The sequence below is a fragment of the Stenotrophomonas sp. Sm2128 genome, assembly GCF_030985535.1.
Taxonomy (GTDB): domain Bacteria; phylum Pseudomonadota; class Gammaproteobacteria; order Xanthomonadales; family Xanthomonadaceae; genus Stenotrophomonas; species Stenotrophomonas maltophilia.
On record NZ_JAPTFQ010000131.1, the window covers coordinates 1 to 5,757 of the forward strand.

Here is a 5,757-nt window from a genome sequence, read left to right on the forward strand (position 1 = left end):
CCCCCCCCCCCCCCCCCCCCCCCCCCCCCCCCCCCCACCCCCTGCTCCGCCCGGGGGGGGGTGGCCCCGCCCCGCGCCCCCCACTACCGCGGGCAGAACCCTGTTACTCGATGCCTGGGCCGAACTTCAGCTCCGTGCCGTCCTTCAGCTTGAGCTTCTCGGCCTGGCCAGCGTTGAGTTCCAGCACATAGCGCGCCGGGCCACCGCTGGGGTAGGGCGGGCACATGTCGCCGGCAGAGCACGGCGGCACATCGCGCTGCTGGCTGACCAGCTTGCGCTGGCTGTCGAAGTACAGGATGTCCAGCGCGATCTTGGTGTTCTTCATCCAGTACGCCTGCATTTCTTCGCGGTCGTGGATGAACAGCATGCCGTGGTCGGCCGCCATCTGGTCGCGGAACATCAGACCGCGTGCGCGGGTTTCATCGTTGGTGGCCAGCTCGACCTGGTAGCGGGCGCCATCCAGTTCGACCCAATGGCGGGCCGCGTCGGTGGCGCAGCCAGCCAGGGCCAGCAGCGGGAGCATCAGCAGCGAACGCAACAGCGACATCGTCAGGATCCTTCGAAAGGGTCAGAGCACGACCGGCGGCTCGCCGCCGACGATCACCACATCGGCGCGTCGGCGGGCGAACAGGCCGACGCAGACCACGCCCGGCAGCTGGTTGAGCTCGCGCTCCAGCTTTTCCGGATCGGTGATCTGCAGGTTGTGGATGTCCAGGATCTGGTTGCCGTTGTCGGTGACCACGCCTTCGCGCCAGGTCGGCTGGCCGCCGGTCATGTCGCGGATCTGGCGGGCGACCAGGCTGCGCGCCATCGGGATCACTTCCACCGGCAGCGGGAACCTGCCCAGCACCGGCACCTGCTTGCTCGGGTCGATGATGCAGATGAAGCGCTCGCTGGCCTCGGCGATGATCTTCTCGCGGGTCAGCGCGGCGCCGCCGCCCTTGATCAGGCACTTGTTGGCGTCGCACTCATCGGCGCCGTCCACGTACAGCGACAGGTTGCCGCTGTGGTTCAGCTCGATCACCTCGATGCCGTGCTGCTTCAGGCGCGCGGTGCTCTGCTCGGAGCTGGACACGGCACCCTTGATGCGGTGCTGGATGCGGGCCAGGGCATCGATGAAATAGGCCACGGTGGAACCGGTGCCGACACCGACGATCATGCCGTCTTCTACGTACTCGATGGCTTTCTCGGCGGCCAGGCGCTTGGCTTCGGACATGGGAGAACTCTCAGGCAGGGAATCAGGATTTCTTTTCCAGCGACAGCAGCAGCTTCCACTGCGCGGCGGTCACCGGGAACACCGACAGGCGGTTGCCCTTGGCAACCAGCGGGAAGCCTTCACCGAGCGCTTCGGCGTGCAGCTTGATCTCGTCCAGCGCGATCACCTGCTTGAGCTTGCGGTCGAAGGCCACGTCCACCAGCATCCAGCGCGGGTTCTCGCGCGTGCTCTTGGGGTCGTGGTAGTCGGATTTCGGATCGAACTGGGTGTCGTCCGGGTAGGCCGTACTGGCCACGGTGGCCAGGCCGACGATGCCGGGCACCTTGGTATTGGAGTGGTAGAACAGGATGCCGTCGCCCACCTGCATGCCATCGCGCATGAAGTTGCGCGCCTGGTAGTTGCGCACCCCGTTCCAGGGTTCGACCTTGACCTTGGCCAGGTCATCGATGGAGAAGGCGTCCGGTTCGGACTTCATCAGCCAGTAGCGCTTGCGGGCGGTCATGCGTTCACGGGGGCAGCGGAGGGGAACAGGGTGCCGCCTTCGGTGCAGATCGCATCCACCGGCACGTCCCACGACGCCACCGGCAAGGACTCGACCTGCTGCACCGCGAACGCAGCACCGACCAGCCAGGGCGGCGCCGGCCGGTCGTGGCGGAAGGCGAAGCTGCGATCATACCAGCCGCCCCCCATGCCCAGCCGCCGGCACTGCGTGTCGAAACCCACCAGCGGGGCCACCACCAGCGCCATCTGTGCTGGTTCCAGGGTGTCTTCCAGCGCCACGTCCGGCTCGGGAATGCCGTAGCGGTTGCTGGTCAGCGGCTGCCCCGGCCGCCACGGCGCGAAGCGCAGCACGTCGCCGGCCAGCACCGGCAGGCAGTAGGTGAGGCCTTCGGGCAACTGCAACTGCCAGCGGTGCAGGGCGATCTCGCCATCCAGCGCCCAGTAGCCGGCCACGGCGCCTTCGCGCGGGGCGAACGGCAGGGCGAGCAGGGCATCGGCAAGCAATTCGGCGGCGGCGATGCGCTCAGCGGCGGAAAGGTCGCGGCGGCGTTGCCGCAGGTCGTGGCGCAGGGCCTGGCGCGGGTCGGTCATGGCAGCGTGCGGCAAGGATCAGCCGTCATTGTGCCGGAAAGAACAAGGGCGACGCCCGAAGACGCCGCCCTTGCTGGAATATTGCATTCTCCGCAATGTCGATGCATGCGAAACGACCTTGAACCCGGGGGCTCAAGTGGGAACGCTGGAGAACCATCGGGCTTCCCGCTGCAAGGCGGACCTGCACTCCCGGCGCTGTCGCGCTCCCGGTGTCGTTCTTAAGGGACAAGGCGAATGTTTGCACATGCCGTCGAGTACCGCAGAGAACGCGTGGCCATTATAGCCAGCACGCAGGATCTGGATAGGCCGTTCGTCGGCAACAGTCCGTGCCAATTCAGATATGCGAAAAGGGGACGGAGGGGATTAAGACGTTTCCGGCACGGATGGGGGCGAATGCGCCTTAATCCCCTCCGTCCCCTTTTTCTAGGGGGTGCCGTCGATGGCGCGGTCCAGGCGCCGGTTCAGGTCGGCCAGGGTCTGCTGCAGGGCCACGGCCTGGCGGACGTTTTCGTCGCGCAGCAGCTGCAGTTCGTGGGCCAGGTTCAGCGCGGCCAGTACGGCAACGCGATCAACCGCGGCCATGCGGTTGCTGCCGCGGATCTCGCGCATGCGCGCATCCAGCAGGCGCGCGGCGGCCATCAGGCTGTCACGTTCATCGCCGCCGACGCCCACGGTGTATTCACGATCGAGGATGCGGACACTGACCGGTTCGGCGCTCATGTGTGCTGCTCCAGGGATTTGAGCCGGCTGATCATTGCTTCCACCCGCGAACGTGCCTGCTCATTCTTGGCCAGCAGCGTCGAGCGCTCGGCCACCAGCTGCTCCTGCTGGTGGCGCAGGCTGCGGTTCTCCTCGGCCAGGCGCTGGTTGCGTTCAAGCAACGCTTCCACGCGGGCGGCGAAGTCCTGCAGCTGGGCAAGGGGATCGGCGGGTTCCATGCGGGCACGATAGGCAAGCCGGGCAAGGGCGGTCAAGCGTTGTCGCAGCAAGGCTGGACGGCTGCGGAGAGGATGCCGTCGGGTTGCTACACTACGGGGTCTCACGGGCGCGCGCGTGCGCGCCCCGGGTTTCCTTTCCGAACGAGCCGCACGATGACCGAACTTCCCTCCGTCGACGACGTTACCCGCGCCAGCCAGGCGTTGGGCCTGGGCGCCACCGCTGCCGAGCTGCACGGCGCGCTGTGCGGCTGGCTGGCTGCCGGCGGTGCCCCCGGCAACGACTGGCCGGCGCGCGTGCTGGCCGACGACAACCTGCCGCCGGTGGCCGCCGACAGCGTGCTGGGGCAGCTGCTGCAGGCCACCATCAAGCAGCTGGAAGACCGCGACTTCGCCTTCGAGCTGCTGCTGACCGACGGCGACGACGTATCCGCGCAGGCCGATGCCATGTTCAGCTGGACCCGTTCCTTCCTAGGCGGCTTCGGCCTGGGCAGTGGCGGCCGCCGCCCGACCCTGTCCGAAGAGGGCGAGGAAGCGCTGACCGACATGGCCAGCCTGGCGCGTGCCTCCAGCGAGGATTTCGAGGCCGGTGGCGATGATGACGACGAAGCCCTGTCGGAGATCGAGGAATTCATCCGCGTGGCGGTGCTCCTGCTGCACGGCGACGTGGTGCTGGCCTCGCGCCATCGTCAGCGCCTGAACTGATGGACATCAAGCAGCGCACCGGCATTGCGGCCGGCGAGTACAAGCGTCGCCGTCGCCAGCTGATGGACATGGCCGGCGAGGACGCGATCCTGGTGCTGCCGGCGGCGGCCGAGAAGGTGCGCAGCCTCGATACCCATTATCCGTTCCGGCAGGATTCGGATTTCCAGTACCTGAGCGGCTTCCCGGAGCCGGAAGCAGTGCTGGTACTGATCCCGGGCCGACGCCACGGCGAGGCCATCCTGTTCTGCCGCGAGCGCGATGCCGAACGCGAAGCCTGGGACGGCAGCCGCGCCGGCCAGGAAGGCGCGGTGGCGCAGTACGGCATGGACGATGCCTACCCGATCGATGATCTGGACGACATCCTGCCGGGCCTGCTTGAAGGCCGTTCGCGCGTCTACTACCACTTCGGCCGGGATGCCGACTTCGACCTGAAGCTGATCGGCTGGGTCAACCGCGTGCGTTCGCAGGTGCGCCACGGTGCGCAGCCGCCGCACGAGTTCCTCGAACTGGGCCACCTGCTGCACGAGCAGCGCCTGTTCAAGTCCGGTGCCGAAGTGGCGTTGATGCACCACGCCGCGCAGATCAGCGTGCGTGCGCATCTGGCCGCGATGAAGGCCGCCAGGGCCGGCATCCACGAGTACGAACTGCAGGCGGAGCTGGAACGCGTGTTCCGCGCCAATGATGCGGTGCCCGCGTACTGCAGCATCGTCGGAGCCGGCCGCAACGGCTGCATCCTGCATTACCGCGACAACAACGCGCGTTCGCGCGACGGCGAGCTGGTGCTGATCGACGCCGGTGCCGAGTACCGTGGCTACGCCAGCGACATCACCCGCACGTTCCCGGTGAATGGCCGCTTCAGCGCCGAGCAGCGTGCACTGCACGACCTGGTCGGCGATGCGCAGGCGGCTGCGTTGGCCCAGGCCAGGCCGGGCGTGCCGTACGAGGCCGGTCACCTCGCCGCAGTGCAGACCCTGACCGAGGGCCTGCTGCGGTTGGGCCTGCTGAAGGGTACGCTGGAAAAGAACCTGGCCGAAGGCCTGTACCAGCGCTTCTACCGGCACAAGACCGGGCACTGGATCGGCATGGACGTGCACGACGTGGGCGACTACCGCCTGGCGGGTGACTCGCGTCTGCTGGAGCCGGGCATGGCGTTCACCATCGAGCCGGGGTTGTACATCGGCGTGGATGACACGACGGTGGAACCGCGCTGGCGCGGTATCGGCATCCGCACGGAGGATGACGTGCTGATCATCGATGACGGCCATCGCGTGCTGACCGAAGGCCTGGCGCGCAGCGCCGACGAGATTGAAGCGGTGATGGCGGGGTAAGGGGTGTTCTGCAGGGCTTGCAGCCCTGCACCTGCGGTAGTGCCGGCCGCTGGCCGGCAACCTCAACAGCAACAGCAACAGCAACAGCAACAGCGGGCATTCCGTGGGATGGCGGGGCACTGTGGGTTTGCGGGGACGCCGTGAACCCGTCCATGGGGGCTTGGTCGCGGCATCCATGCCGCTCACACCCCGCAAACCCACAGTACCCCGCCTTCGACAGGTTCACGCGGCTGTTGGTGGGTGCCGACCGTGCCGACCGTTGGTCGGCACATCTGTCAGATATCGAATGAATCATCCACGCATGGCGTGGATCTACGGGCAATTGCGGCTGTTGGGTAGGTGTCGACCGTGGTCGACACAGAGCGAGCGCAGCGAGCGACCCGCTTCTGCTTTTCTTTTTTCTTTTCCGTGGTTGGACGCGCCCAGGAAACTGTCAGAGGTGGGGGGGGGGGGGGGGGGGGGGGGGGGGGGGGGGGGTGGG

General features: G+C 67.4%; 8 protein-coding genes and 1 other RNA gene. 2 read left to right on the plus strand and 7 right to left on the minus strand.

Annotation, left to right across the window (positions count from 1 at the left end):
• Nucleotides 1-103: 103 nt before the first annotated feature.
• The 7 genes from O0K41_RS21790 to O0K41_RS21820 all read right to left on the minus strand — a co-directional run bounded on the left by O0K41_RS21790 (nt 104) and on the right by O0K41_RS21820 (nt 3,246).
• The gene (locus O0K41_RS21790; protein WP_164222714.1) at nt 104-547 is read right to left on the minus strand and encodes a DUF192 domain-containing protein; all 444 of its coding nucleotides are present in this window, start codon (nt 545-547) and stop codon (nt 104-106) included.
• Between the two features lie 21 nt (nt 548-568).
• Nucleotides 569-1,216: a ribose-5-phosphate isomerase RpiA gene (rpiA, locus tag O0K41_RS21795; protein WP_005410902.1), complete on the minus strand. Its 648-nt coding sequence runs from the start codon at nt 1,214-1,216 to the stop codon at nt 569-571.
• A gap of 22 nt (nt 1,217-1,238) precedes the next feature.
• Nucleotides 1,239-1,718 (minus strand): EVE domain-containing protein, encoded by a 480-nt coding sequence (locus O0K41_RS21800; protein ID WP_012512007.1) that lies wholly within the window; start codon nt 1,716-1,718, stop codon nt 1,239-1,241.
• A complete protein-coding gene (locus O0K41_RS21805; protein WP_164222711.1) occupies nt 1,715-2,308 on the minus strand; it encodes a 5-formyltetrahydrofolate cyclo-ligase in 594 nt (197 codons plus the stop codon). Before O0K41_RS21805 ends, O0K41_RS21800 begins: the two co-directional genes overlap by 4 nt.
• 83 nt (nt 2,309-2,391) lie before the next feature.
• Nucleotides 2,392-2,577: non-coding RNA, 6S RNA (ssrS, locus tag O0K41_RS21810), on the minus strand.
• Between the two features lie 154 nt (nt 2,578-2,731).
• On the minus strand, nt 2,732-3,028 hold the full coding sequence (gene zapA / locus O0K41_RS21815) for a cell division protein ZapA (RefSeq protein WP_088436995.1): 297 nt from the start codon (nt 3,026-3,028) through the stop codon (nt 2,732-2,734).
• Nucleotides 3,025-3,246: a TIGR02449 family protein gene (locus tag O0K41_RS21820; RefSeq protein WP_005410898.1), complete on the minus strand. Its 222-nt coding sequence runs from the start codon at nt 3,244-3,246 to the stop codon at nt 3,025-3,027. Before O0K41_RS21820 ends, zapA begins: the two co-directional genes overlap by 4 nt.
• A 153-nt stretch (nt 3,247-3,399) precedes the next feature.
• Between O0K41_RS21820 and O0K41_RS21825 the strand changes: the two genes are divergently transcribed.
• Both O0K41_RS21825 and O0K41_RS21830 read left to right on the plus strand, forming a co-directional pair.
• Nucleotides 3,400-3,948: a YecA family protein gene (locus O0K41_RS21825; protein ID WP_005410897.1), complete on the plus strand. Its 549-nt coding sequence runs from the start codon at nt 3,400-3,402 to the stop codon at nt 3,946-3,948.
• A 5-nt stretch (nt 3,949-3,953) separates the two neighbouring features.
• Nucleotides 3,954-5,276, plus strand: a complete 1,323-nt coding sequence (locus O0K41_RS21830; RefSeq protein ID WP_187757608.1) for an aminopeptidase P N-terminal domain-containing protein — start codon at nt 3,954-3,956, stop codon at nt 5,274-5,276.
• The last annotated feature ends 481 nt before the right edge of the window (nt 5,277-5,757 follow it).

Coding starts and splice junctions, on each gene's coding strand:
- O0K41_RS21805 (WP_164222711.1), bottom strand. CDS start 2,308: ATGACCGACCCGCGCCAGGCCCTGCGCCACGACCTGCGGCAACGCCGC.
- O0K41_RS21800 (WP_012512007.1), bottom strand. CDS start 1,718: ATGACCGCCCGCAAGCGCTACTGGCTGATGAAGTCCGAACCGGACGCC.
- O0K41_RS21820 (WP_005410898.1), bottom strand. CDS start 3,246: ATGGAACCCGCCGATCCCCTTGCCCAGCTGCAGGACTTCGCCGCCCGC.
- O0K41_RS21790 (WP_164222714.1), bottom strand. CDS start 547: ATGTCGCTGTTGCGTTCGCTGCTGATGCTCCCGCTGCTGGCCCTGGCT.
- O0K41_RS21825 (WP_005410897.1), top strand. CDS start 3,400: ATGACCGAACTTCCCTCCGTCGACGACGTTACCCGCGCCAGCCAGGCG.
- rpiA (WP_005410902.1), bottom strand. CDS start 1,216: ATGTCCGAAGCCAAGCGCCTGGCCGCCGAGAAAGCCATCGAGTACGTA.
- zapA (WP_088436995.1), bottom strand. CDS start 3,028: ATGAGCGCCGAACCGGTCAGTGTCCGCATCCTCGATCGTGAATACACC.